Genomic DNA, 26,299 nt, shown 5'->3' on the forward strand with positions numbered 1-26,299 from the left:
GCATACGGGACCTCGTCCTTCGACAGGCTCAGGATGAGGTCCCTCCAACGGATCGTAGTGTTCGCGCTGCTATTTAGCGCCCGCCGCCGGCGGCGATCTCCTGCCGGCGACGGTCGAGATAGTCGGCGCAGCGGGTGGTCAGATCATCGATCTTGCCTTCGAAGAAATGGTTCGCACCCTCAACGATCTGCTGTTCGATGGTGATGCCCTTCTGGGTCTTGAGCTTGTCCACCAGCTTCTGCACCGAAGTGGGCGGAGCCACGCGGTCCTTGTCGCCATGGATGATCAGGCCCGAGGAGGGGCAGGGCGCCAGGAACGAGAAGTCATAGAGGTTTTCCGGCGGCGCGACGGAAATGAAGCCCTCGACTTCCGGGCGGCGCATCAACAGCTGCATGCCGATCCAGGCGCCGAAGGAGAAACCAGCGATCCAGCAGCCGCGGCTTTCGCGGTTGATGATCTGCAGCCAATCGAGCGCAGCAGCAGCATCGGAGAGTTCACCAATGCCGTGGTCGAACATGCCCTGGCTGCGGCCGACGCCGCGCGAATTGAAGCGCAGCACGGCAAAGCCGCGTTCGGCGAACATGTAGAAGAGATTGTAGACGATCTGGTTGTTCATCGTCCCACCGAACTGCGGGTGGGGGTGCAACACGATGGCAATGGGAGCATTGGGCTCCTTGCCCGGCTGATAGCGGCCTTCCAGACGGCCCTCGGGCCCGTTGAAAATCACTTCTGGCATGGTCTTGTTCTTCCGGCCATTCGGCTCTGTTGGCGTGGTATTTCCAACCGTCGATCCGGCGGCACTGCGGCTTGACTAAGCGCGCCTTGCTGCCTAAAACATGGGTCGAAAAATCCAGTTTAGAATTATTCGAAACTTGGTTTTTGGCCGCAAAGCGGCCTGTGAGAGCGCCCCTTGTAATGAAGTTGGGCGGCAAATTTCAAGAAGTGTTTGGATTCGGCGGCATATCGGTGCCCCGAGGCTAGGCATGGAAGCCATGAGCGGCGCGCATGCGCCGATGAGAATTCGATGACGCGAGCGGCGATCTACCTCGATCACAATGCCTCGTCTCCGCTTCTGCCCGAAGCGCGGACGGCGCTGCTCGCTGCCCTCGATCTCACCGGCAATCCATCATCCGTGCATGGCCACGGCCGCGCGCTTCGCAACGTCCTGGATACCGCCCGCGCCCAGGTGGCGGCTTTGGCCGGGGCCGAGCACAAGCAGGTGGTCTTTACCGGCTCGGCCACGGAAGCCATCACCCAAGCCATTGTTGGCGGCGCCAGGATTTTCGGCAGCGACGCCATTATCATCAGTGCAGGCGAGCATGCGGCGGTCTCCAAGGCCGCTGAAGCCACTGGCCTGCCGGTACTGACCATCGGGCTTTTGGCCGATGGCCGCATTGATCTTGAGCAACTGGCCGCCATGCTGGCCGATGCTGACGTCAACGGCCGCACCTTCCTCGTCGCCTTCCATTGGGTGAACAATGAGACCGGCGTGGTCCAGCCCATCGGCCGGATCAATGCCCTGGTCGGGCCGACGCGTCACACACTGTTCATCGATGCGGTGCAGGCCTTTGGCAAACTGCCCCTCGAATTTGCCGCCTCGGCACCCGATATGATGGCTATCAGCGGCCACAAGATCGGCGCGCCGGCGGGCATTGGCGCGCTGCTGGTCAAGTCGCATGCCGATGTCGTTCGGCTCATTCCCGGTGGCGGGCAGGAGCAGGGGCGGCGCGGCGGCACCGAGCCGGCGGCCCTGATCGCCGCATTCGGCGCAGCCTCGGCGGCTTTTGCGAGCCGCTATGGCGCTGTTGATGTGGCGGGCCTGATTGGCCGGCTGGAAGCTGGTTTGAAGGCCATGGCGGACGATGCGGTGATTTTCGGCGCCGAGCGGCTTGGCAATGTGACCAATTTCGCCGTGCCGGGCATCAAGAATACCACGGCCATGATGGGCCTGGACCTGGCGGGGCTTTCTGTGTCCTCGGGTTCGGCCTGTTCGTCCGGCAAGGTCGGCCCCAGCCATGTGCTGGCCGCCATGGGCGTTAAGCCCGAGCTGGCCGAATGCGCCCTGCGGGTCAGCCTCGGCTGGTCCTCGACGGCAGAGGATGTCGATGCGTTCCTCGCCGGTTACCAATCCATCCTGTCGCGCCATCGCGCCCGACAGGGGCAAGCGGCCTGAGGCCGCAATAGTTTTTGACGGCTCACGGCGACCTTGAATCGCCTGTTGGGCAAATAGGAGAAGCCAATCATGGCGGATTACGACGATATCCCGACGCTCAAGGAAAACATTGATCGCGCCACCGTGGACTCGGTGCGCTCGCTCGATGTCGACAAGTACAAGTATGGTTTCGAGACCGATATCGAATCCGACATGGCCCCCAAGGGCCTGAGCGAAGATACCGTCCGCTTCATCTCGGCCAAGAAAAACGAGCCCCAGTGGATGCTCGATTGGCGCCTAGAGGCCTATCGCCGTTGGCTGACCATGAATGAGCCGACCTGGGCCAAGGTGCACTATCCGCAGATCGATCTGCAGGACATGTATTTCTACGCCGCGCCCAAGTCGACGCCGGCGCCCAAGAGCCTCGATGAAGTCGATCCGGCGCTGATCGCCATGTATGACAAGCTCGGCGTGCCGCTGAAGGAGCGGGAAATCCTGGCTGGCGTCGAGCGCCCCAAGGTGGCGGTCGATGCGGTGATGGACTCCGTGTCCGTGGTCACCACCTTCCGCGAGGAATTGGCCAAGGTCGGCATCATTTTCTGCTCGATCTCGGAAGCCATCCGTGAGCATTCCGAGCTGGTGCAGAAATACCTGGCCTCGGTCGTGCCGGTTTCGGACAATTATTATGCCACGCTGAATTCAGCCGTCTTCACCGATGGGTCCTTTGTCTACATCCCCAAGGGTGTGCGTTGCCCGATGGAGTTGTCGACCTATTTCCGCATCAACGAGAAGAAGACCGGCCAGTTCGAGCGCACGCTGATCATCGCCGAAGCTGACTCGTATGTGAGCTATCTCGAAGGCTGCACGGCCCCGATGCGCGACGAAAACCAGCTGCACGCCGCAGTGGTCGAGCTGGTCGCGCTCGAGAACGCCGAGATCAAGTATTCCACCGTCCAGAACTGGTATCCCGGCGACAAGGACGGCAAGGGCGGCATCTATAATTTCGTCACCAAGCGTGGTGATTGCCGCGGCGACAATTCCAAGATCAGCTGGACCCAGGTGGAAACCGGTTCGGCCATCACCTGGAAATATCCGAGCTGTATCCTGCGCGGCGACGGCTCGCGCGGCGAGTTCTATTCCATCGCCATTTCGAACGGCTACCAGCAGGTCGATAGCGGCACCAAGATGATCCATCTGGGCAAAAACACGTCCAGCCGCATCATCGCCAAGGGTATCGCCGCCGGCTTCTCGGACAATACCTATCGCGGCCAGGTTTCGGCCCATGCCAAGGCGAAGAATGCCCGCAACTTCACCCAGTGCGACAGCCTGTTGATCGGTGACAAATGCGGCGCCCACACGGTTCCCTATATCGAGAGCCGCAACGGCACGGCCGTGTTCGAGCACGAGGCGACCACGTCCAAGATTTCCGATGACCAGATGTTCTATTGCCAGCAGCGCGGCCTCAACGAGGAAGAAGCTGTGGCCCTGATCGTCAACGGCTTCGTGCGCGACGTGCTGCAGCATCTGCCCATGGAATTCATGGTCGAAACGCAGAAGCTGATCTCGATCTCGCTGGAAGGCAGCGTGGGATAATGGCCGACCAAACCAACCCGGTCATCTCGCTGGGCGGGCTCAAGCTCGACCAGTGGGAGCAGGGGACGCTTTACAAGTCCGCGGATACCTCGTTCGGCGCCCTTCTGGGGCTGCGCGGCCTTGGCATCAGCTACAATGAAGTGCCGCCCGGCAAATCGAGCTGCCCGTTCCACAATCACCATGTGGAAGACGAGCTGTTCGTGGTGCTGGAAGGCGAGGGCACCTATCGCTTTGGCGAGGCTCACCTGCCGTTCAAGGCCGGCGACGTGCTCGGCGCTCCCGCTGGTGGCAAGGATACGGCGCACCAGATCATCAATACCGGCCCGGTTCCGCTCAAATATCTGGGCGTCGCCAACAATGCCGCGACCGAGGTCTGCGAATATCCGGACTCGGGCAAGTTCCAGGTCACCAGCCGCCCGGCCGGTGCCGCCAATCGCCTCCGTCACTGTGGCCGCGAAGGCCAGAACCATCTCGATTATTGGGACGGTGAGCCTGGCGCTTGAAGCGCCGCTGCCGTCCACCCATTGGAGACTAAGTCATGACCACCCCAATTCTTGAAATCCGCAACCTGCATGCGCGCATCGAAGATCGCGAAATCCTCAAGGGCGTGAACCTGATCATTCCGCCCGGCCAGGTGCATGCCGTGATGGGCCGCAACGGTTCGGGCAAGTCGACGCTGAGCTATGTGCTGGCAGGCAAGGAAGACTACGAGATCACCGAGGGCGAAGTGCTGCTCGATGGCGAGAACCTGCTGGATATGGAGCCGTCCGAACGCGCTGCCGCCGGCCTGTTCCTGGCCTTCCAGTACCCGATCGAAATCCCCGGCGTCGCCACCATGACCTTCCTCAAGGCTGCGATGAACGCCCAGCGCAAGGCGCGCGGCGAGGGTGAACTCTCGACGCCCGACTTCATGCGTGCGGTCAAGACTGCCGGCACCGATCTGAATATCGACACCGATATGCTCAAGCGCCCGCTCAATGTCGGCTTCTCCGGCGGCGAGAAGAAGCGCGCCGAAGTGCTGCAGATGGCTTTGCTGGCCCCCAAGATGTGCATTCTGGACGAAACCGATAGCGGGCTCGATATCGATGCGCTGCAGGTCGTCTCCAAGGGCGTCAATGCGCTGCGCGCCGCCAATCGTTCCATGCTGGTCATCACCCACTATCAGCGCCTGCTGAACCACATCGTGCCCGACGTGGTGCATGTGTTTTCGGACGGCCGGATCGTGGAAAGCGGCGACAAGGACCTGGCACTGCAGCTTGAAGCCAAGGGTTATGCCGACTTCGACGGCGCGGCGGCCTGATCATGCGTCAAACCATGCCAGTCCGGCTCAATGCAGCCGAAGAAACCCTGATCGCCCAGCTCAAGAGCGTCGGCGCCGAGGCGGATGCGGAACGCATCAGCGTCGCCGGCCTGCCCACGCGGCGCGTCGAGAGCTATCACTATACCGACCTCAAAATGCTGCTGAAGGCCGTGCCGCCGTTGGCAGAGGCCGCTAACGAAGCCAGCGCGCCCGCGCTGCGCGTCGCCGGCGCCTATCAGCTGATGATCGCCAATGGCGTCGTGCAGAGCGGCACCACGGCTCCGGCCGGCATTATCGTTGGCTCGGCTGAGGGCTCGGCCCTCTCCACCCGCGACGACGTGCTGGTGCACCTTAACACGGCGCTGGTCCGCAACAGCCTGACCCTGACGCTGGAAAACAGCGTCGATCCGGTGATCCAGATCGACCATCGCAGCGAGGGCGAGGCCGCCCATGTCGCTGACTCGGTCAAGGTTTTCGTGGCCGACGGCGCTTCGGCGACGATTCTGGAAACCTTCTCGGGTTCGGACGCCGCCCACGTCAACAACCACGCCACCTATATGGCGCTGGGCAAGGATGCCGTGGTCACCCACATCACCGTCGACCTGTCGGGCCGCGCAAGCTCGCATTTCGCGACCAACGAATATCACCTGGCCGACGGCGCCAAGCTGCGGACGCTGGTGATCCATGCCGGTTCGGGCCTGAGCCGCACGCAGCTCTTCCCACGCTACGAGGGCGCCGGCGCCCATGGCGACATTACCGGGCTCAACCTAGTGTCGGATGGGCAACATAACGACATCACGATGGACGCGACCCACGCGGTGCCGCACACCACCTCGCAGCCGCTGTTCAAGTCGATTGCCCGCGGCCGCGGCAAGGCCGTGGTGCAGGGCCGGCTCGTCGTGGCCCGCGATGCGCAGAAGACCGATGCCAAGTTCATGCATCAGGGCCTGATGCTGTCTGACGAGGCTGAAATCCTCAGCAAGCCCGAGCTCGAAATCTATGCCGACGACGTTGTCTGCGGCCACGGTTCGACCTGCGGCAAGCTCGATGCGGATTCCCTGTTCTATCTGGTCAGCCGCGGTATTCCCAAGGCCGAAGCCGAAACCATGCTGGTGCGCGGTTTCCTCGAGGAGCTCGTTGATCCGATCGAGGACGAGGCGCTTGGCGAGGCTCTGCGCAGTGTCATCGATGGCTGGTTGCTGGCTGCAAAGTAACAGCAGCCGTCCGCATCGTAGGAAAATCAAAGGCGCTGCTAGCGCCGAGGAACGTGCATGACCTTCGATCTCGAAAAAGTCCGCGCTGATTTTCCGATCCTGTCGGAACAGATCCACGGCAATCGGCTGGTCTATCTCGATAGCGGCGCATCGGCCCAAAAGCCGGTGCAGGTGCTGGACCGGATGGATTATGCCTTCCGGCACGAATACGCCAATGTCCATCGCGGCCTGCACACGCTGGCCAACCGCGCGACCGAAGCCTATGAGGGCGGCCGCCATGCGGTGCAGCATTTCCTCAATGCGGGCCGGCCCGAAGAGATCATCTTCACCCGCTCGGCCACCGAGGCGATTAACCTCGTGGCCTCGTCCTTTGCCGGTCCGCGCATCGGGGAGGGCGATGAAATCGTCACCACGATCATGGAGCACCACTCCAATATCGTGCCCTGGCATTTCCATCGCGAGCGCAAGGGCGCGGTGATCAAATGGGTCGATGTGCGGGATGATGGCAGCTTTGACATCGACGCCTTCGAGGCGGCGCTGACCGACCGCACCCGTATTGTTGCCGTTACGCATATGAGCAACGTGCTGGGCACTGTCACCCCGATCAAGGACGTGATCACCATTGCCCATGCGCGCGGCATTCCCGTGCTTATAGACGGCAGCCAGGGCGCGGTTCACACCAAGGTGGACGTGCGCGATCTCGATGCCGATTTCTACGTCATGACCGGCCACAAGCTCTACGGCCCGACCGGCATCGGCGTTCTCTACGGCAAATACGATCTGCTGGCCGAGATGCAGCCCTATCAGGGCGGCGGCGAAATGATCGATGTCGTGACCATGGAAACGGTAACCTATAACGAACCGCCGCATCGCTTCGAGGCCGGCACTCCGCCCATCGTCCAGGCTATCGGGCTGGGCGCGGCGATCAAATATATGGACGATCTGGGCCGCGATGCCATTGCCGCGCATGAAGCAGATGTCGCTGTCTATGCCCATGAACGGCTGAGCCGGATCAATTCGCTGCGCCTGATCGGCACGGCGCCGGGTAAGGGCGGCATTTTCTCATTCGAGGTCAAGGGCGCCCACGCCCACGACATGGCAACGATTCTGGACCGTTACGGCATTGCCGTGCGCGCCGGCACGCATTGCGCCATGCCATTGCTCAAACGTTTCGGTGTCACCTCTACCTGCCGCGCCTCCTTCGCCCTATATAACGGCAAGGACGACGTGGACGCGCTGGTGGACGGCATCGAACGCGCCCAGAAATTTTTTGCCTGATTGGTATCGCTATGACCGACGAACCAGAAATCGCTCCGGCTCCGACCATTCCCGAGCCCCGCATTACGCCCAATGTTTCCGGCGGCCTGCCGGAAGCAGAGGTCGAACGCATCACCACCGACCTGATCGGTGCGCTCAAGACCGTCTATGACCCGGAAATCCCGGTCGATATCTACGAGCTTGGCCTGATCTACAAGGTTGATCTGGATGACGACCGCAAGCTGGTCATCGACATGACGCTGACGGCGCCCGGTTGCCCCGTGGCCGGCGAAATGCCCGGCTGGGTCGAAAACGCCGCTCGCGGCGTCGAAGGCATTCAGGACGTGACGGTCAACATGGTATTCGATCCGCCATGGGACGCATCCCGCATGAGCGAAGAAGCCCAAGTCGCGCTCAACTGGTGGTAAGATGAACCGGCCGCCCTTGCATGGCTTGGTAGAAACCTGCCTCTACGTCTCCGACGTGGTGCGCAGCCGCGAGTTCTACGTCAAGGTGTTCGGCTTCGAGCCGATGGGCGGTGACGACCGCATTCAGCCGCTCCAGGTCGGTCCGGGTCAGGTGCTGATTCTCTTTCGCCGCGGCGCCACGCTGAAGCCGATACCCGTTGGCGGCGGTTTCATCCCGCCCCATGACGGCGCCGGAGAACAGCATTTCGCCTTCGGCATAACTGAGGACGCCTTCGAGGATTGGAAAATCTACCTTGAAGGTCTACATATAGAGTTGGAAAGCGAAGTTGCCTGGTCGCAAGGTGGCCGCAGCATCTATTTCCGTGATCCGGATCGCCTTGTGGTCGAATTGATCACCCGGGGCGTCTGGCCGAATTACTAGAAGGATATGGCTTCATGGCCTTCAAGATTATGTCGCTGACCGATGCCGCTGCTGAGCGCATCACCGAAATCATCGAAGATTCGGACAAGCCGGTCATCGGCCTGCGCGTCGGCATCAAGAATTCCGGTTGCGCCGGCGTGGCCTACACCATGGATTATGTGTCCGAGCCGGTTAAGGGCGACGACCAGGTCACCGACAAGGGCGTCAATGTCTATGTCGACCCCAAGGCGACCATGTACCTGCTCGGCACGGTGATGGATTTCGAGCAATCCAAGATGAGCTCGGGCTTCACCTTCACCAATCCGAACCAGACTGGCGCCTGTGGCTGCGGCGAGAGCGTCACGCTCAAGGCTGCCGATCTCAAGGCCATTGCTGAGGCCCGCGTTCCCGCCTGATCGTCCGGTTGCACCTGCCCGGTATTTGCCCTAACAGGCGGGAGCAATTTGGCTCCAGCCCGTAGAGTATATTCCATGACCGGCCTGCCTCCGGCTCTCACCATCGTTCCGCCCGATCATCCGCTGGTCGGCCGGGTATCGCCTCCAGGTTCCAAATCCATCACCAATCGCGCTCTGCTGCTGGCCGCTTTAGCCAATGGCACCAGCCGCTTGTCCGGTGCGCTCAAGAGCAAGGACACGGTGCTGATGGCGGCCGCCTTGCGGCAAATGGGCGTGACGGTGGAGGAACCCGACGAAACCAGCTTCGTGGTGACCAGCAGCGGTCGCCTGCAACGGCCGGATGGCCCGCTCTTTCTCGGCAATGCTGGCACCGCGACCCGTTTCCTAACGGCCGCGGTCGCCACCGTCGATGGCGAAGTGATCGTCGATGGTGACGACGAAATGCGCCTGCGTCCCATTGGCCCGCTGGTAACTGCGTTGCAGTCCCTGGGCATTGATGCGGCCAGCCCAACCGGTTGCCCACCGGTTACCGTTCGCGGCAAAGGCAGCTTCGGGAAGGGGCGCGTCGAGATCGATGCGGGTCTCTCCAGCCAATATGTTTCCGCCTTGCTGATGGCCGCGCCATTGGGCGATGGGCCGATCACCGTCGCGCTGAGCGGCAGCGATATCGGCGCCCGCGGCTATGTCGATTTGACACTGGCTGCCATGCGCAGCTTTGGCGCCGATGTCGAGCAGATCGACGCCGGCTCCTGGCTGGTGCAGCCAACCGGTTATGTGGCCGCCAACCTGCTGGTTGAGCCCGATGCTTCCGCCGCAACCTATCTCTGGGGCGCAGCCGCGCTCACTGGCGGCAAGATCGATCTGGGCGTAGCCGCCGACGCCTTCACCCAGCCTGACGCCGCCGCACAGGCGGTCATTGCGCAATTCCCCAATATGCCCGCCGTCATCGATGGTTCGCAGATGCAGGACGCCGTGCCGACGCTCGCAGTGCTAGCCGCCTTCAACAATCATCCGGTGCGGTTCGTTGGCATTGCCAATCTGCGCGTCAAGGAAACCGACCGCATCCGCGCCGTCGCCAACGAGCTGAACCGCATCCTGCCGGGCCTGGGGACCGAGGAGGGGGATGATCTGCTCGTGGCGTCCGATCCCAATCTGGGCAGGCAGCTGGCGGGCAAGAATGCGCTTACCCGCATCCACACCTACCACGATCATCGCATTGCCATGAGCTTTGCCCTGGCAGGCTTGCGCCTTCCCGGCATCACCATCCTTGATCCGGCCTGCACCGGTAAAACCTACCCGGAATACTGGGACATGCTGGCAGGGCTGGGCGTCAAGCTGGAACCGGCCGCCTGATCAGGCGGCCGAAACGCCGTCCTTGGGACCATGCTGCTCGGCCAGATCGTTCTCGCTGACCACCTTGTTGCGGCCGGCATGCTTGGCGGCATAAAGGCAGCGATCGGCGCGCTCGAGCAGTGAAGAAGGCGTGTCCGAAGGGCGGAATGCCGCCACGCCGAACGAGGCCGTGATGCGGCCCAGCTTCTCATTGGTGGAGCGCTTGAGCAATTCCTTGGCCTGAATGGCCCTGCGGACATTCTCGGCGACGATGACCGCGCCTTCGAGGTCTGTGGAGGGCAGGATGGCGACGAATTCTTCCCCGCCATAGCGGGCGGCGAGATCCTTGCCCTTGATATTGGACTTGATGGTCATGGCGACCAGCCGCAGCACCTGATCGCCGGTCTGGTGGCCATAGGTGTCGTTGAACGTCTTGAAGTGGTCGATGTCGGCGATCAGCAGGCAGAGCGGCTGATGGCCGCTCTGCGCCTCGGCAACGGCGGCTTCCAGGCCCTCATCGAAGCTCTTGCGATTGGCGATCTTGGTGAGCGGATCGAGGCGCGATTCCCGCCGCACGTCATCCAGGTCGCGCTGCAGCGCGGCAATATCATCGCGCGAAGCCTCGAGCTTCTGCTCCAGCGCGCGGTTGGTGTCTTGCATGACACGGGTTTCCAGCAGCAGTCGATTGGCCAGCGATTGCAGGGCCTCGGTGGAGATATCCTGTTCGAGATCGCCGCTGGCTGACTGCAGCGAGCCGGAATAGGCGCTCGCCGTTGTCATGGCCGTGTCGATGGCATCGTGCACCGCTTCGATGCGGGCATGCATGCGCTCGGAAACGTCGGTTATGCGGTCGTTGACGTCGGACTTGAGGAATTCGTTGTAGAGCGCCTCCGCCAAATCCGCGGAAGGGGCATGCCCCTCCCGGAAAATGGCGTTGATCCGGCTGTTCAGGGACGGATTGACGCCCGTGGCATAGGTGTAAAGCAGTTCATAGAACTGCGGATAGGGCGGAATTCCGCTGCGCTTGAGCAGGTCGAAAGCGGCATTGGCATAGCCAAGCGCTCGTTTGAATTCCTGTCCGGACACCGCTTCCCTCGCGTCCCGTTGCGCTCACCCGGCATTTCTTGTCCCAGAAACCCGAATCTATACGGATAGATACAGGTCCCGTCGCGCTAAGTACAAGTGTAAGATCGCTTTTTACTGCGAGCTACATAGTCAACCGCTGTACTGATCAGGACGCGGTGCGTGTCGATCGCAGTAGAAACGCCGGCACTGGACCGTCATTGCCGAAGGGCGAGCTGGAATCGATGCCCGATTCGTCCATCTTCGGTTCTGCGGGCCGGCGATTGCGGCCGCGCGGGGACCGAGACTCTTCGTTGCGCGAAGGCTTGGCTTCCTCGCTTTGCGCCGGCTTGGCGGGCTGGCTCGGCGCGGCCGGCTGAGCTTCGGCGGGGGGCCGGCGACGCGAGCGAGACGCGGGCTTGGCTTCTGCCGGAGCGGGAGCAGGAGTTGCCTCGGCGCTTTCCGTCTTTACCGGGCTTGCTGCTGATTTTTCGGCAACAGGGCGTGGACCGCCACGGCGCGAGCGGGCAGGGCGCTTGGACTTGCTCTCTTCGCCAGCTTCCGCTGTCTCTGCCGAGGCAGGGGCGGCGGCACCAGAGGTTTCCAGGTATTCGATGGGCTTCTGGATCAGCTTAATGATGGCATCGAGATGCTTGCCGTCAGCTGGGGCTACCAGCGTATAGGCAACGCCGGAGCGACCAGCGCGACCGGTGCGGCCGATACGGTGCACGTAGTCTTCGGCATGCACGGGCACGTCGAAATTGAACACGTGGCTCACCGCGGGAATATCGAGACCGCGGGCGGCCACGTCGCTGGCCACCATCAGGGTCAGCCGGTTGGCGCGGAACGCATCGAGCGTTTCGGTGCGGCTCTTCTGGTCCATGTCGCCATGGAGAGCACCGACGCTATAGCCATGCCGCTCCAGCGAGCGGGCGAGGGTGGCCACATCGCGCTTGCGATTGCAGAAGATGATGGCATTGGTCAGCCCGGTGGCCGCATCGATGCGGGCGCGCAAAGCGGCGCGCTTGTCTTCGGGCTTGGATGACACTCTGACCAGCTTCTGGTCGATCGTGTCGGCCGTCGAATTCTGCCGCGCGACTTCCAGCTTGATCGGATCGCGCAGGAACTGGTTGACCAGCTTCTGCACTTCGGGCGGCATAGTGGCCGAGAACAGCAGCGTCTGCCGGCGGGCCGGGAGCAGGCTGCAGATCTTCTTGATGTCGTCGATAAAGCCCATGTCCAGCATACGGTCGGCTTCGTCGATCACCAGGATATCGACGCCGGTGAGCAGGATGCGGCCGCGGCCGAACAGGTCGAGCATGCGGCCGGGCGTGGCGATCAATACGTCAACGCCGCGATCCAGCTTTTTGATCTGGTCGTCAAAGGACACGCCACCGATCAACAGCGCCATGTTCAGCTTGTGGTTCTTGCCATACTTCTCGAAATTCTCGGCAACCTGCGCCGCGAGTTCGCGCGTCGGTTCGAGAATGAGCGTGCGGGGCATGCGCGCACGGGCGCGGCCGCTTTCCAGCAGCGTCAGCATCGGCAGCACGAAAGACGCGGTCTTGCCGGTCCCGGTCTGGGCGATGCCGATAATGTCCTTCTTCTGCAGGACGTGGGGGATGGCCTGCGCCTGGATTTCAGTAGGCGTCGTGTAACCCGCAGCGATAACTGCCTCGGTTACTTTGCTCGAAAGGCCCAGCCCGGAAAATTCGTCGGTCAAATTCAGTCGTTCCACTCAAAGCTGTTGCCCGATGCAGGATCCGCTCGAAACATTCAAGGCGGCGCACCGGGAAGAAAGCCGCAAACGGCGCAGGCATGATGCCGCGGTTTGCGTCAGCGGCGGACTGGAAAGGCAATCACACAAACAGTCCGCATACGGGAGGTGGCCACGAAAGCGAGAGCAACACGTGCTGGTCGACAGAGTGGCCCTGGGGCACCTTCAGCAAAGGCGGACTGTGTCCAATAAAACCAGCCGTCAAGCCGGAAATGCTCCAGCGGCGCGGACCATAGCGCAAAGGCCTTTCAAGTCAACGGCCTTGCAAGATTTAACATTAACTGCTGGCCAGATGGTCAAGATAAGTCGAGATTCACATCAGTGTGAGGCTCGACTCGCCTAGATATCGAGGTCCGTAACAAAGGCCGCGTTCTCCTGGATGAAGTCGAACCGCGCCTCCGGCCGATTGCCCATCAGGCGATCGACACTGATCTTGGTGGCATCCAGCTCGTCCAGGATTTTGACTTGCAACAGCGTCCGCGACTTGGGTGACATGGTCGTTTCGCGCAGATGCGCATAGGGCATTTCGCCCAGGCCCTTGAAGCGGGTGATGTCGACCTTGCTCTTGCCGGTGAACTCGGTGGCCATCAGTTCGTCCTTATGCGCGTCATCGCGGGCATAAAGCGTCTTGGGGCCTTGGCTGATGCGGTAAAGCGGCGGCAGCGCCAGGAACAGATGCCCCCCATCGATGAGCTTGGGCATTTCCTGGAAGAAGAAGGTCATCAGCAGCGAAGCGATGTGTGCGCCGTCTACGTCGGCATCGGTCATGATGATGATCTTGTCGTAGCGCAGGTCATCCTCGCGATAGCGATCGCGCGTGCCGCAGCCCAGGGCCTGGATCATGTCGGCGATCAACTGGCTGGCCGCCATCTTTTCGCGGCTGGCGCCGGCCACGTTGAGAATCTTGCCACGCAGCGGCAGCACGGCCTGGCTGGCGCGATTGCGCGCCTGCTTGGCTGAACCACCAGCCGAGTCACCTTCGACGATGAAGAGTTCCGCGCCCTGTGCCGCGCCCTGGGTGCAATCGGCCAGCTTGCCCGGCAACCGCAATTTGCGGGTGGCACTGGCGCGGTCGATCTCTTTTTCCTTGCGGCGGCGCAGGCGTTCTTCGGCCCGCTCGACCGCCCAGTCCATCAGCTTGCCGGCCTGATTGGGCGAGGCGGCGAGCCAATGATCGAACGCATCGCGCAAAGCCGTATCGACAATGCGGGTGGCTTCGCCGGAGGCCAGCTTGTCCTTGGTCTGACCGACGAACTCGGGCTCGCGCACGAACACCGAGAGCATGGCGCTGCAATGGGCGAACACGTCTTCGGCCGTCAGGATGGCAGCGGCCTTGTTCTTGGTCAGCTCGGCATAGTTCTTGAGCCCACGCAGCACGGCGGTGCGCAGACCGGTCTCATGGGTGCCACCATCGGGCGTCGGCACGGTATTGCAATAGGAAGACACGCCGCCGTCGCCCAGGGTCCAGGCGATTGCCCATTCCACCGCGCCATGCGAGCCGGCCTTGCCGGTGCTGCCCGAGAAAATGTCGTCGACAATGCGGGTTTCCCCCTCGATCCGCGCGGTCATGAAATCGCGCAATCCGTCGGGATAGTGGAACACCGCCTTGGCCGGTGCTTCCTCGGTGGCCAGGCTCTCATCACAGCTCCAGCGCAGTTCGACGCCGCCGAACAGATAGGCCTTGGCGCGCGTCATCTTGAACAGGCGGGCGGCCGAGAACTTGGCAGCCTCGCCAAAGATCTGAGGATCGGGGTGGAAACGCGTGGTGGTGCCGCGGCGATTGTTGACGCGGCCGAGCGCCACGATGTCGCCCTGCGGAATGCCGCGCGAGAAGGTCATGCGGTAAAGCTGCTGCTCGCGCGCGACCTCCACCACCATGTCGTCCGACAGGGCATTGACTACAGAAACGCCCACGCCATGCAGGCCGCCCGAGGTTTCATAGGCCTTGGAATCAAACTTGCCGCCAGCATGCAGCACGGTGTGCACGATTTCCAAGGTGGAGCGGCCTGGAAATTTTGGATGCTTTTCGACCGGGATGCCGCGGCCATTGTCGGAGACGGTGATGTAGCCATCTTCGCCGAAATGCACTTCGATACGGCTGGCATGGCCGGCAATGGCCTCGTCCATCGAATTGTCGATGACTTCGGCAAACAGGTGATGCAGTGCATTGATATCGGTGCCGCCGATATACATGCCCGGCCGGCGGCGGACGGGCTCGAGCCCTTCCAGAACCTCGATATCGGCCGCCGAATAGCTTCCTGCTACCGCTGGAGCGGCGGGCTTGGGCGCCTCGGGCTTTGCCCGTGGGCGTTCGGGTTCGATGGGGCCGCCGAAAAGGTCGTCTGCCTGGGACAATGCACTATCCGTATTAAAGCCCGAATCGGGCGATTCCGCCTTTTAACATATCTGATCCCGAGCGCACGCTGGTGCCCGATCGGCGGCTGTGCCTTGGAATTTCCACATATCTGAACGAATTATGAGCGGGCAGTTCGGCGCTGGTTCAGCATGCGTCTGCTATGCGGCAAGCTGATGTATCGCAGCCGGGAGATGGCCATGCGCAAAATCGGTTTAGCCCTGGTTTCTGTCTTATTCATGATCGGGGGAATGAGCGGCGCCGCGACAGCGCAGCCCTCTTTTGGCTTCGGCTTCCATTTCGGTGATGAACGGGAAGATTTCTTCCATGGCCGGGTGATCTGCCAGACGGACCGGCAGATCCGCAACACGATTGCTGCCGCTGGCTATACCGATATCTCGCTGAATGTGCCCAATGACGGGCTGATCAAGGTGCGAGCTACCCAGGGCGGCTGGGTCTATCAGCTCAATTACAACTATTGCCGCGCCTATATCAAAGAACGGATGCGCCTGCGCCCGGCGGGTTGAGCAGCATATCGGCACAAAACCGTCCCAAGATCGGGCGCCGTATTTACGTTCCGTTTGCTTCTTGAAAGCACTTTCTTAAACGCCCGCTGCTAAAACAGTGGACATACGGTTTTTGTCTGGAGTTGCCGTATGCGAGCCGATTGGGATCGTCGTTCTGCGTATCAAGCGAACCCTGCTGGCTCATTTCTCGGTGTTTGGCCGCATGCCGGATCAGGTATTGCGTACCGGCTGGCCAAGCTGTCCGTCCCGCGTTTTGGGGCGCTGACTATAGTTTCTGCCTTGTTCTATCTCATCTGACCGCCGCGAATTGATTTTCGCGGCGGCCGGGGCTATTGCTGCGTCATTGATCAACACCAGCACGGAGGAGGGCTGCATGAGATTTTCGTTCGAGCATCGTCAGCGCGGCCCCGTCGAGGCCCTGTGGCACAAGCTACAGGGCTGACCAGCGACTGGTACTGACACGTCTTCCTGTCTCCCATTCTGGTTTGCCCTTCCAGGCGGCGCATTGATTGCAGCCGCGCAGTGAATGCAAAGGCGCGCGAATATACAGCGCCAGACCAGTGAGACGAAAATGGGCTCGATCAGCCTCCGCAATGCCGGCCTTACGGCAACCGACACACTCTTCAGCAAACTCGACATCGTCATCGCCGAAGGCGACCGCGTGGGCCTGGTTGCCGGCAATGGCAAGGGCAAGACCACGCTGCTGCGCGCCATAGCGGGCAAGGGCGAACTTACCGAAGGCGAGATCATCTGCTCGCGCGGCCTGCGCATCGGCTATGTCGAGCAGGACGTGCCGGCGGGCATTCTCGATATGCCGCTTTACGATGCCGTCCTCGCAGTACTGCCTGAGACAGACCGGGCCAGCGATAGCTGGCGGGTGGACGTGGTGCTTGTCGATCTCGAAGTGCCCGACGATCTCTGGCAAAAGCCGGTACGGGAGTTGAGCGGGGGCTGGCAGCGCATCGCGCTGATCGCCCGCTGCTGGATCGCCGAGCCCGATGCATTGCTGCTCGACGAGCCGACCAACCACCTCGATCTGGGCAAGCTGCTGCTGCTGGAAAACTGGCTGGAGCGCGCGGCCCGTAACATCCCGGTTATCATTGCCAGTCATGACCGCGCGTTTCTCGACGCCACGACCAATCGCACGCTGTTCCTGCGGCCCGGCAATTCGGCCTATTTCCCGCTGCCCTATGGCAAGGCCCGCATGGCGCTTGATGAACTGGACGCGGCGGCCGAACTCAAGCGCGAACGCGATATGAAAGAGGTCGACCGGCTGCGCCGGCAGGCGGCCAAGCTGACCAATATCGGCATCAATTCGGGTAGCGACCTGCTGACGGTCAAATCCAAATATTTGCGCGAGCGCGCCAGCAAGATCGAGGACAATCTCAACGAACTGCACAAGGAGCGCTCGGGCGACATCAAGCTGAGCAATAGCGGCGCGCAGGCGCGGGTGCTGCTGGCCATCGAGAATTTCGACGTGACCACGCCCGATGGCCGCAAGCTGTTCCGTATCGACAAGCTGCATATTTTTCAGGGCGACCGCTTGGTGCTGTTGGGCCGCAATGGCACGGGCAAATCGCAACTGATGGGGCATCTGCATCGCGCCATGACGGGGCAGGACGTGCCCGGCATTCGCGTCAGCCCGCAGCTCAATGTGGGCTATATCGATCAGGCCATGACGCAATTGCCCAACAAGCTTTCGCCGCTGGCCTTCATCACCGGCCAGTTCGACAATGGCGACCAGCGCAGCAAGAGCCTGCTGGCCGCCGCCGGCTTCCCGGTGGAGAAGCAGGACAAGCCCATCGCGACGCTGTCTTTCGGGCAGCGGACCAGGCTGGGCCTCCTGGCGCTACGGCTGAGCCAGCCCAATTTCTATCTGCTGGACGAGCCCACCAACCATGTCGACATTGCGGGGCAGGAGCAACTGGAAAGCGAAATCCTGGCCCATGGCGCGACTTGTATCCTGGTGTCGCATGACCGCAGTTTCGTGCGCGCACTAGGGAGCCGGTTCCTGCAGATCGATGGTAAGAGACTGAAGGAAGTGGATGATCCGGAAGGGTTTTTCGCCGCAACCGTCGCAGGGTAGGCGGTTTAGCGAAGGGGCGGAGGGCAAAGACGCACGCTCATTGCCTTCGCCCCCTCGTTGCGGCTCAATTGGCGGTCAGCCAAAGCCCTCTTGCACTTTCCTGCGCGCAATGGCTTGCTACCTCCCTGGTAGGGGTCGTCATCAGGCTCCCTGAGGAGACATCATGATCGATCCCGCAATCATTCTGCCTTACATGCTGGCCTGTCTGCTGTTCTCCATCATTCCGGGCCCCTCCGTGTCGGTGGTCATCGCCAATTCGCTGGCCGGTGGTACGAGGGCAGGGCTGTTCACCATTCTTGGCACCGAATTGGGCATGTTCAGCATGGTCTTCATCGTGGCCATTGGCCTGGAAGCGGTGATGAGCGTCGTCTCCGGCGCCTTTGAAATCATCAAGATTGTCGGCGCCGCCTATCTGATCTGGATCGGCTGGAAGATGTTCCGCTCCTCCGGCCAGCTCAGCTTTACCGATGGCGCCCGCCTGCCGGTCGGTCGCTATATCTGGCAGGGCGTGCTGACCAATTGGTCCAATCCCAAAACCCTGCTGTTCCTCAGCGCCTTCCTGCCGCAATTCATCGATGTGAGCCGCCCCGCCTTCAGCCAGATCATGATCCTGGGCCTGATCGTCATGGCTGTCGCTACCGCCAGCGATTGCATCTATGCCGTGGCTGCAGGCCGGGCTCGCCACCTGTTGACCGCCGCCCGCGTGCGCCTGGTCAATCGCGTTTCCGGCGCAGTGCTGATGTGCGGCGGCGTCTGGCTGGCCCTGCAAAAACGCGCCTGATGGCCGGCAACTCGGTAGCGATTCAGGACCTGAACGACGCGCCCGAATTCAAACCCATCGTCACCGACCGAATCTGGCAGGCATTCTGGCGCCCATACGGCGCCGCGCTCACCGATGTCGAAACGGCCCTGGCCGACGTTCTGGCAGGCGGACCATTTCCCTTCAGTCTCGTCGCGACCGATGGCGAGGGGTTCACCGGCACTGTAACCGCCATAGAATCTGATCTCGACGCCCGCCCGCTGCTCTCGCCCTGGATCGCCGCCCTCTGGGTCGAGCCGGAAAAGCGCGGCCAGGGGATTGCCGAGGCGCTGGTCAATGCCGCGACGACAAGGCTCTTCGCGCAGGACCACTCGCCCCTCTATCTCTGTGCCAAGCCGCCTATGCGCGGCTTTTATCAACGGCTCAAGTGGGGCCTGATCGAGCAGGATGTCGGCCCTGATGGGCTCGATGTCTTTACGCTTCACGCGGTTCCGCGCTTGCATTGGGCCACCGACCCATGACACAAACCGCGCCAAACAGGGGGAAGGCCCAATGACCAAGCTCGTCGGATTTTATCCCGGCTCGTTCGATCCTTTGACCAATGGGCATCTCGATGTCATCGAGCGCGCCTGCAAGCTGGTCGATACGCTCGTCGTGGCCGTCGGCATCAATGCGGGCAAGAAGACGCCACTTTTTGCCCATTCCGATCGGCTCGAAATTCTCGAGCAGGTGCTCGCCCCGGTGGGCAAGCGCACCGATACCGAATTCAAAATCGTCGATTTCTCCGGCCTGATGGTCAATGCGGCGCGCGAGCACGGCGCCAAGCTGATCATTCGCGGTCTGCGCGACACCACCGATTACAATTATGAAATGCAGATGGTGGGCATGAACGCCCAGATGGCGCCCGATCTGCAGACCGTGTTCCTGCCTTCCAGCCCACCCGTGCGGCATATCTCGGCCACATTGGTCCGCCAAATCGCTGAAATGGGCGGCGATATCTCCGCCTTTGTCCCGCAAATCGTACTCAAGGCCCTGAAATCCAAATGATCGCCTTTACCCGCCGTTTTGCCCTGGTCGCCGCCGCTGTGCTGGCCGCAACCTTCGCCGCTCCAGCCTTCGCCCAGACCGGCACGCCACACCTAATCCTGACGCTCGAAAAGGGCGATGTCGATATCGAGCTGCTGCCCGCACTGGCCCCCAAGCATGTCGAGCGCATCGTGACGCTGACCAATGAGGGCTTCTACAATGGCGTGGTCTTCCACCGCGTCATCGACGGCTTCATGGCCCAGACGGGCGACCCGACCGGCACCGGCATGGGCGGCTCCGAACTGCCCGATCTGGCCGCCGAATTTACCGACAAGGAAAGCTTCCAGCGCGGTGTGCTCGGCATGGCCCGTGCGCAGGATCCGAACTCGGCCAATTCGCAGTTCTTCATCACCTATGCCGATGCCAGCTTCCTCGATGGCCAATACACCATCTTTGGCAAGGTCGTTTCCGGCATGGAATATGTCGACGCGCTGCCCAAGGGCACCGATCAGTCCGGCATGGTCCAGAACCCCGGCAAGATCGTCTCGGCCAAGATCGAATATAAGTAGGACAGCGCGGCGACCCGCTCGGGTTGCGCCAAACGCCAACATTCCTTACATGCGGGGCCAAGGCTTTCGACAAGCCTCCCCCAACACGAAAGTTGCAGAAAATGGCCGAGATCACCGATCCCGAAAACACCCTCGTCATCGAAACCACCAAGGGCAAGGTGGTCATCGCCATGCGCCCTGATCTGGCGCCCAATCACGTCGCCCACATCAAGAAGCTGGCACGCGAAGGCTTTTACGATGGCATCGTGTTCCACCGCGTGATCGATGGCTTCATGGCCCAGACCGGCTGCCCGCAGGGCCGCGGCACCGGCGGTTCGAAGTATCCGGATCTGAAGCAGGAATTCAATGCCGAGCCCCACGTGCGCGGCACCGCCTCGATGGCCCGCGCCCAGAGCCCCGATAGCGCCAATTCGCAGTTCTTCATCTGCTTCGGCGACACGCCATTCCTCAACAAGCAGTACACCGTTTGGGGCAAGGTCATCGAAGGCATGGAAAATGTCGACCAGATCAAGCGCGGCGAGCCCGTGATCAACCCCGACAAGATGATCTCGGTCAAAGTCGCCGCTGATATCGCTGCTTAAGCGAAGCTTGCGGATGAGGATATTTGGTCCTCATCCGCCTTTTAGGCCGTCAGCACCGAGCGGCGTCCACTCACCCCACCAGATAAAACAACCGCGCCACCGTATGGTCCCGCATGGCCTGCGCCGGCAGTTTGCCCGTTAGCGCGGCAACAACTTGCCCTGGATCGGCCACCGCACTCGCATCCACCACCACATTCTTGAACGCCGGCCGCAGTCCTTGCTTGGCCCCTTCAAGCAGGTCGAACAGCATGGTGCGCACGTCGCTGCGGCCGGCGCAGGCGATGCAATAGTCGCCATCGGCATGGCCGTGCCCGCTATTGGCGGGCAGGCGCAATAAAGCGGTGTCCGGGCCCAGCGCCAACAGGCGCGTGGGCTCGGTTACCAGGGTCACCGGGATCGGTTCGACGCGGCCCATGGCATTATTCCGCCGCCACGATGGCGGGGCCGGGGATGTAGTTGAGGATCGGGCCGAGCCAGCGTTCGACCTCCGCCACGGCCATGCCTTTGCGCTGGGCATAATCCAGCACCTGGTCGCGCTCCACCTTGGCCACGCCGAAATAATAGGAGTCCGGATGGCTGAAATAGAGCCCGGAGACCGACGAGCCGGGCCACATGGCGTAGCTTTCCGTCAGCGTCACCCCGGCATTCTTTTCGGCGTCGAGCAGGCGGAACAGCGTGGTCTTTTCGGTGTGGTCGGGCTGGGCCGGATAGCCTGGGGCAGGGCGGATGCCCTTATAGGGTTCGCCGGCCAGTTCCTCGGGCGAGAAGGTTTCGCTGGCGCCATAGCCCCAGAATTCGCGCCGCACCCGCTCATGCATGGCCTCGGCAAAGGCTTCGGCAAAGCGGTCAGCCAGCGCCTTGACCAGAATGGACGAATAATCGTCGTTCTGCTGTTCGAAACGCTCGGCAATGGCCACTTCTTCCAGTCCCGCCGTGACGACGAAGGCACCCAGATAGTCGGGCGTGCCAGCCGGCGCCACGAAATCGCTCAGGGCCATGTTGGGCTTACCATCGCGTTTGGAAAGCTGCTGGCGCAGGGTGAACAGCGTAGCCAATTCCTCGGCGCGGCCCTCATCCTTATACAGCCGGATATCGTCGCCCACCGCATTGGCCGGCCAGAAGCCGACCACGGCGCGCGGATGGAACCATTGCTCGTCGATGATCTGCTTGAGCATCTTCTGCGCATCGGCAAATAGCTGCCGCGCCGCCTCGCCCTGCTTTTCATCCTGCAGAATGGCGGGGTAGCGGCCCTTGAGCTCCCAGGTCTGGAAGAAGGGCGTCCAGTCGATATATTTCGCCAGCGTTTCGAGGTCATAGTCCTCGAACACACGCGTGCCAAGGAAGCTGGGCTTGGGCGGCGCATAGGCCGACCAGTCCGGCTTGAAGGCATTGGCGCGGGCCTTGGCCAGCGGCAGGCGCTGCTTTTCTTCCTCCGCCCGCAAGTGGGCATTGGCCGCCTTGGCGTATTCGGCGCGCACCTGCTCGATAAACGTCACCTTGGTGTCCTGCGACAACAAATTGCCCACCACGCCCACCGCGCGGCTGGCGTCGTTGACATAGACGGCCTGGCCGGTGTTGTAGCGCGGGTGAATCTTGACGGCCGTATGGACGCGGCTGGTCGTCGCCCCGCCAATCAGCAGGGGGATGTTGAAGCCTTCCCGCTCCATTTCGGCGGCCACATGCACCATCTCGTCCAGCGAGGGCGTGATGAGGCCGGAGAGCCCGATAATGTCGACCTTCTCGTCGCGCGCCGTCTGCAAGATCTTGGCCGTGGGCACCATGACGCCCAGATCGATGATCTCGTAATTGTTGCAGCTCAGCACGACGCCCACGATATTCTTGCCGATATCGTGCACGTCGCCCTTCACCGTCGCCATCAGCACCTTGCCGGCGCTCTTGCGGCCGGTGGCGTTGCCATCGGCATTCTTCTCGGCTTCCATATAGGGCAGCAGCAAAGCCACGGCCTGCTTCATCACGCGGGCGGATTTCACCACCTGCGGCAGGAACATCTTGCCCGAGCCGAACAGGTCGCCAACGATGCTCATCCCGGCCATGAGCGGGCCTTCGATGACATGCAATGGCCGCGGCAGCTTCTGGCGGGCTTCTTCGGTATCGGCATCGATATATTCGGTAATGCCATTGACCAGCGCATGGGCGATGCGGTCCTCGACGGACTTTTCGCGCCAGCTCAAATCCTTGGCGGCAACTTCCTTGCCGGCGGCGCCGCGATAGCGTTCGGCAAGCGCCAGCAGGCGATCGGTCGCATCCTCGCGCCGGTTGAGGATCACATCCTCGCAGGCGTCGCGGAGTTCCCGGTCGATGCTCTCATAGACCGCCAGCTGCCCGGCATTGACGATGCCCATGTCCATGCCATTCTGGATGGCATAGTACAAAAATACCGCATGCATGGCTTCGCGCACCGGCTCATTGCCGCGGAACGAGAAGCTCAGGTTGGAGATGCCGCCCGAAATATGCACATGGGGCAGGGTGTCGGTGATGATCTTGGTCGCCTCAAGGAAGGCGACGCCATAGCCATTATGCTCCTCGATGCCGGTAGCAACCGCGAACACATTGGGGTCGAACACGATATCTTCGGGCGGGAATCCCACCTCCTCGGTCAGCAGCCTATAGGCGCGCGTGCAGATTTCGACCTTGCGCTCCAGCGTGTCCGCCTGGCCCTGTTCGTCAAAGGCCATCACCACCACGGCAGCGCCATAGGCGCGCACGAGCCGCGCGTGATGCAGGAACTGCTCTTCGCCTTCCTTCATCGAGATGGAATTGACCAGCGCCTTGCCCTGCACGCATTTCAGGCCCGCCTCGATCACCTCCCATTTGGAAGAGTCGATCATCAACGGCACTTTGGCGATATCGGGTTCGGCGGCCAGCAGGTTGAGGAACTCGATCATCACCTGCTTACTGTCGATCAGGCCCTCATCCATGTTGATATCGATGACCTGGGCCCCGTTGGCCACCTGGTCGCGCGCGACATCGAGCGCGGCGGTATAATCGCCGGCAGTGATCAGCTTGCGGAAGCGAGCCGAGCCCGTGACATTGGTGCGTTCGCCCACATTGACGAAGGGGATGTCGCTGGTCAGCGTGAAGGGCTCAAGCCCGGACAGGCGCAGCAGCTTGTCGGCCTCGGGCACCACGCGGGGCTTGTGCTTACCCACCGCCTCGGCGATGGCGCGAATATGGTCCGGCGTCGAACCGCAGCAGCCGCCGACAATGTTGACATAGCCCGAGGCCGCGAAGCCTTCGATCTGCTCGGCCATGAATTCGGGCGTCTCGTCATACTGGCCGAAGGCATTGGGTAGGCCGGCATTGGGATAGGCGCAGATGAACGTATCGGCCACATCGGACAATTCGCCCAGATGCGCGCGCATGGCATTGGCGCCCAGGGCGCAGTTAAGCCCGATGGTCAGCGGATTGGCGTGGCGCACCGAATACCAGAACGCCGTCGGCGTCTGGCCGGAGAGGGTACGGCCGGAAAGATCGGTGATGGTGCCCGAAATCATGATCGGCACATCGATGCCGCGTTCGCGGAACAGCTTTTGTGCCGCAAAGATGCCGGCCTTGGTGTTCAGCGTGTCGGTGATGGTCTCGAACAGCAGCAGGTCGGCGCCGGCATCCACCAGCCCGGTTATGGCTTCGCCATAGGCCACGACCAGCTCATCAAAGGTGATGGCGCGGTGACCGGGGCTATTGACGTCCGTCGACATGGACGAGGTCTTGTTGGTGGGCCCAAGCGCACCCGCCACGAACCGCCGCTTTCCGTCCTCGGCTTCAGCCCGCAAGGCGGCGCGCCGTGCGACGAGCACGCCCTGGTAGTTGATGTCATAGACCGCGCTTTCACAGGCATAGTCCGCTTGCGCCACCGAGGTGGCCGAAAACGTGTTGGTCTCGGCGATATCCGCCCCAGCCATGAAATACTGGTAATGGATATCCTCGATCATCTGCGGTTCGGTTATAACCAGCAGGTCGTTATTGCCTTGCAGCGGCAGCGTCCAATCCTTGAACCGTTCACCGCGGAAATTTTCCTCGGTGAGTTTGAGGCGCTGAATCATGGTGCCCATGGCGCCGTCCAGAATCAGGATGCGCTCGCGCGCTGCCTCGGCCAGCGCAGTGCGGACCTCGTTCCAGTCGGGGATATGGGCGTTCTCATGCTGGCTCATCGCCATCACCTCGGTTCGATCGATATTTCCGGTGACATAAAGATATCTTTATATCCCTTGAGATGCAAGGACAGGAGCACTGCCACATTTTGCACTCAAGCACCGCCAATTTACGTCAAATGCTACGCTCAACGCTAACAGTCCGTTCCCTTTAACCTGGCTGAAACCAGAAAAGGGTTCTTTGCGCATTACGGCACGAGATCGCGTTATGATCTGTGCGTACCAGTGTGACCAGCGTAAGAGTTTGCGTACCGTGACGATGACCCCCTGGCGCCAAGCCATTCGCCTCGTGGCCCTCGGCGCCCTGATCGCCCCAACACTTGCGGCCTGCTATACCGGCGGCCTTGGCGCCACCGTCAAGCGCGGCGCCTTCAGCTCGAAAGAGTATGGCGTCGGCGTTTCTCCCCGCGTTACCAACAATCCCAATCCCCCCAAGGGCGGCGGTCGCTATCAGGTTGGCCAGCCCTATACGGTGCGCGGAAAAGTCTATGTTCCTCAAGAGGATCCGAACTACCGGGCTGTCGGCAATGCGTCCTGGTATGGCTCGGATTTTCACGGTCGCCGCACAGCCAATGGCGAGATATTCTCCGCCAATGCCATCACCGGCGCCCATCCCACATTGCCGCTGCCATCCTATGTCCGGGTGACCAATCAGGAAAATGGCCGCTCCATCGTGGTCCGCGTCAACGACCGCGGCCCCTATCTCCCCGGCCGCATCATGGACCTCTCCCACCGCGCCGCCGAGATGCTCGGCTACGTCAATAACGGCTCCACACAGGTGCAGGTCGAATATGTCGGCAAAGCCCCGCTCGAGGGCGACGACACCCGCGCTCTGCTGGCCAGCTATGACGGCCCGCCCATCTCCGGCGGCACGCGTTATGCCGATGGCACCAACAGCCTGGCCGACATGGCCGGCAATTTCTTCGGCAATCTATTCTCCTATTCCGACACCACGCCGCAGGCCCAGGACGCGAACATCGGCACGGCCTTCGCCGCCGTCAACGCCATGGCGACCAAGTCTCCCGACCTGCAGGATTGGGCCAAGTCAGTGGATGCCGACTCGCGCACGATCAAGCTGGGGCTGGGTGTCTTCTCGGACCAGGCCAATGCAATCGCGCTGTCCGAACAATTTGCTGTTATCGGTTCGGTTCTGGAAGAGCCAGTTTCCGTCAATGGCAAGCCAGCAACGCGGCTAACGCTGACTTATCTCAAGCCCGGCGTTGGTCGCGAAGACGCTATCGCGCTGGCACGAAAACTTGGCCTCGGCGACGTAAATCTCTATTAGTCTATAAAG

Annotated in this window: 24 protein-coding genes; 18 read left to right on the forward strand and 6 right to left on the reverse strand. The window is 61.7% G+C overall.

Annotated elements, in window-relative coordinates; genetic code table 11:
• Positions 1-73: 73 nt before the first annotated feature.
• A complete protein-coding gene (locus tag N8A98_RS18950; protein ID WP_113120289.1) occupies positions 74-736 on the reverse strand; it encodes an alpha/beta hydrolase in 663 nt (220 codons plus the stop codon).
• A 288-nt stretch (positions 737-1,024) separates the two neighbouring features.
• Between N8A98_RS18950 and N8A98_RS18955 the strand changes: the two genes are divergently transcribed.
• The 10 genes from N8A98_RS18955 (at position 1,025) to aroA (ending at position 10,113) form a co-directional block, all read left to right on the forward strand.
• On the forward strand, positions 1,025-2,173 hold the full coding sequence (locus N8A98_RS18955) for a cysteine desulfurase family protein (protein ID WP_262167659.1): 1,149 nt from the start codon (positions 1,025-1,027) through the stop codon (positions 2,171-2,173).
• A 69-nt stretch (positions 2,174-2,242) separates the two neighbouring features.
• Positions 2,243-3,745, forward strand: coding sequence for a Fe-S cluster assembly protein SufB (gene sufB, locus N8A98_RS18960; RefSeq protein WP_113120291.1), 1,503 nt, complete (start codon positions 2,243-2,245; stop codon positions 3,743-3,745).
• Positions 3,745-4,248 carry a cupin domain-containing protein gene (locus N8A98_RS18965; protein ID WP_262167662.1) on the forward strand — a complete coding sequence of 168 codons (504 nt, stop codon included), beginning with the start codon at positions 3,745-3,747 and terminating at the stop codon, positions 4,246-4,248. The genes sufB and N8A98_RS18965 overlap by 1 nt, the downstream gene beginning before the upstream one ends.
• 47 nt (positions 4,249-4,295) lie before the next feature.
• Positions 4,296-5,045 carry a Fe-S cluster assembly ATPase SufC gene (gene sufC / locus N8A98_RS18970; protein ID WP_035097067.1) on the forward strand — a complete coding sequence of 250 codons (750 nt, stop codon included), beginning with the start codon at positions 4,296-4,298 and terminating at the stop codon, positions 5,043-5,045.
• Between the two features lie 2 nt (positions 5,046-5,047).
• Positions 5,048-6,259: a Fe-S cluster assembly protein SufD gene (sufD, locus tag N8A98_RS18975; RefSeq protein ID WP_262167664.1), complete on the forward strand. Its 1,212-nt coding sequence runs from the start codon at positions 5,048-5,050 to the stop codon at positions 6,257-6,259.
• A gap of 57 nt (positions 6,260-6,316) precedes the next feature.
• A complete protein-coding gene (locus tag N8A98_RS18980; protein WP_262167666.1) occupies positions 6,317-7,537 on the forward strand; it encodes a cysteine desulfurase in 1,221 nt (406 codons plus the stop codon).
• Positions 7,538-7,548: 11 nt separating this feature from the next.
• The gene (locus tag N8A98_RS18985) at positions 7,549-7,944 is read left to right on the forward strand and encodes an SUF system Fe-S cluster assembly protein (RefSeq protein WP_035096953.1); all 396 of its coding nucleotides are present in this window, start codon (positions 7,549-7,551) and stop codon (positions 7,942-7,944) included.
• A 1-nt stretch (position 7,945) separates the two neighbouring features.
• A complete protein-coding gene (locus N8A98_RS18990; protein ID WP_262167671.1) occupies positions 7,946-8,365 on the forward strand; it encodes a VOC family protein in 420 nt (139 codons plus the stop codon).
• Positions 8,366-8,379: 14 nt separating this feature from the next.
• Positions 8,380-8,760, forward strand: coding sequence for a HesB/IscA family protein (locus N8A98_RS18995; protein WP_262167673.1), 381 nt, complete (start codon positions 8,380-8,382; stop codon positions 8,758-8,760).
• Between the two features lie 75 nt (positions 8,761-8,835).
• The gene (gene aroA, locus N8A98_RS19000) at positions 8,836-10,113 is read left to right on the forward strand and encodes a 3-phosphoshikimate 1-carboxyvinyltransferase (protein WP_262167675.1); all 1,278 of its coding nucleotides are present in this window, start codon (positions 8,836-8,838) and stop codon (positions 10,111-10,113) included.
• Here aroA and N8A98_RS19005 read toward each other — a convergent pair whose 3' ends face one another.
• The 3 genes from N8A98_RS19005 to parE form a co-directional block, all read right to left on the reverse strand.
• Positions 10,114-11,178 carry a GGDEF domain-containing protein gene (locus N8A98_RS19005; RefSeq protein ID WP_262167676.1) on the reverse strand — a complete coding sequence of 355 codons (1,065 nt, stop codon included), beginning with the start codon at positions 11,176-11,178 and terminating at the stop codon, positions 10,114-10,116.
• A gap of 145 nt (positions 11,179-11,323) precedes the next feature.
• The gene (locus N8A98_RS19010; RefSeq protein WP_262167678.1) at positions 11,324-12,877 is read right to left on the reverse strand and encodes a DEAD/DEAH box helicase; all 1,554 of its coding nucleotides are present in this window, start codon (positions 12,875-12,877) and stop codon (positions 11,324-11,326) included.
• A gap of 393 nt (positions 12,878-13,270) precedes the next feature.
• The gene (parE, locus tag N8A98_RS19015; protein ID WP_390888784.1) at positions 13,271-15,286 is read right to left on the reverse strand and encodes a DNA topoisomerase IV subunit B; all 2,016 of its coding nucleotides are present in this window, start codon (positions 15,284-15,286) and stop codon (positions 13,271-13,273) included.
• A gap of 198 nt (positions 15,287-15,484) precedes the next feature.
• Between parE and N8A98_RS19020 the strand changes: the two genes are divergently transcribed.
• The 7 genes from N8A98_RS19020 (at position 15,485) to N8A98_RS19050 (ending at position 20,833) form a co-directional block, all read left to right on the forward strand.
• Positions 15,485-15,811, forward strand: a complete 327-nt coding sequence (locus N8A98_RS19020) for a hypothetical protein (RefSeq protein WP_262167679.1) — start codon at positions 15,485-15,487, stop codon at positions 15,809-15,811.
• Positions 15,812-16,382: 571 nt separating this feature from the next.
• The gene (locus N8A98_RS19025; RefSeq protein WP_262167681.1) at positions 16,383-17,897 is read left to right on the forward strand and encodes an ATP-binding cassette domain-containing protein; all 1,515 of its coding nucleotides are present in this window, start codon (positions 16,383-16,385) and stop codon (positions 17,895-17,897) included.
• A gap of 163 nt (positions 17,898-18,060) precedes the next feature.
• Positions 18,061-18,678, forward strand: a complete 618-nt coding sequence (locus tag N8A98_RS19030) for a LysE family translocator (RefSeq protein ID WP_262167683.1) — start codon at positions 18,061-18,063, stop codon at positions 18,676-18,678.
• Entirely contained in the window at positions 18,678-19,178 is a 501-nt protein-coding gene (locus N8A98_RS19035) for a GNAT family N-acetyltransferase (RefSeq protein ID WP_262167684.1), read from the forward strand. Before N8A98_RS19030 ends, N8A98_RS19035 begins: the two co-directional genes overlap by 1 nt.
• Before the next feature lie 31 nt (positions 19,179-19,209).
• A complete protein-coding gene (gene coaD, locus N8A98_RS19040) occupies positions 19,210-19,704 on the forward strand; it encodes a pantetheine-phosphate adenylyltransferase (protein ID WP_113120305.1) in 495 nt (164 codons plus the stop codon).
• Complete coding sequence (locus N8A98_RS19045) at positions 19,701-20,252, forward strand: peptidylprolyl isomerase (RefSeq protein WP_262167686.1); 552 nt, start codon at positions 19,701-19,703, stop codon at positions 20,250-20,252. The genes coaD and N8A98_RS19045 overlap by 4 nt, the downstream gene beginning before the upstream one ends.
• 101 nt (positions 20,253-20,353) lie before the next feature.
• Positions 20,354-20,833, forward strand: coding sequence for a peptidylprolyl isomerase (locus N8A98_RS19050; RefSeq protein ID WP_262167688.1), 480 nt, complete (start codon positions 20,354-20,356; stop codon positions 20,831-20,833).
• A gap of 70 nt (positions 20,834-20,903) precedes the next feature.
• Here the strand turns inward: N8A98_RS19050 and N8A98_RS19055 are convergent, their stop codons facing one another.
• Complete coding sequence (locus tag N8A98_RS19055; RefSeq protein WP_262167689.1) at positions 20,904-21,248, reverse strand: P-loop NTPase family protein; 345 nt, start codon at positions 21,246-21,248, stop codon at positions 20,904-20,906.
• 4 nt (positions 21,249-21,252) lie between these two features.
• Entirely contained in the window at positions 21,253-25,005 is a 3,753-nt protein-coding gene (gene metH, locus N8A98_RS19060) for a methionine synthase (protein ID WP_262167691.1), read from the reverse strand.
• A 259-nt stretch (positions 25,006-25,264) separates the two neighbouring features.
• Here metH and N8A98_RS19065 point away from each other — a divergent pair, with 259 nt between their 5' ends.
• On the forward strand, positions 25,265-26,290 hold the full coding sequence (locus tag N8A98_RS19065; protein ID WP_262172072.1) for a septal ring lytic transglycosylase RlpA family protein: 1,026 nt from the start codon (positions 25,265-25,267) through the stop codon (positions 26,288-26,290).
• The last annotated feature ends 9 nt before the right edge of the window (positions 26,291-26,299 follow it).

The organism is Devosia neptuniae, from assembly GCF_025452235.1.
Classification (GTDB): domain Bacteria; phylum Pseudomonadota; class Alphaproteobacteria; order Rhizobiales; family Devosiaceae; genus Devosia.